The sequence below is a fragment of the Cupriavidus sp. SIMBA_020 genome (assembly GCF_046535395.1).
In the GTDB taxonomy this organism is placed as follows: domain Bacteria; phylum Pseudomonadota; class Gammaproteobacteria; order Burkholderiales; family Burkholderiaceae; genus Cupriavidus; species Cupriavidus campinensis.
The window spans coordinates 1-255 of the sequence record NZ_JAWRWU010001084.1; the positions used below are offsets into that span (position 1 = coordinate 1).

1 rRNA gene is annotated in these 255 nt (G+C 57.3%); it reads left to right on the forward strand.

Annotation, left to right across the window (positions count from 1 at the left end):
* Nucleotides 1-255: ribosomal RNA gene (locus SB751_RS32840) — 23S ribosomal RNA — on the forward strand; the annotation flags it as partial.

Sequence of the window (255 nt, forward strand, 5' to 3'; positions counted from 1 at the left end):
GTACAGCTTGTACAGGATAGGTAGGAGCCTTGGAAACCGGAGCGCCAGCTTCGGTGGAGGCATCGGTGGGATACTACCCTGGCTGTATTGACCTTCTAACCCGCCGCCCTTATCGGGCGGGGAGACAGTGTCAGGTGGGCAGTTTGACTGGGGCGGTCGCCTCCTAAAAGGTAACGGAGGCGCCCAAAGGTTCCCTCAGAATGGTTGGAAATCATTCGCAGAGTGTAAAGGCACAAGGGAGCTTGACTGCGAGAC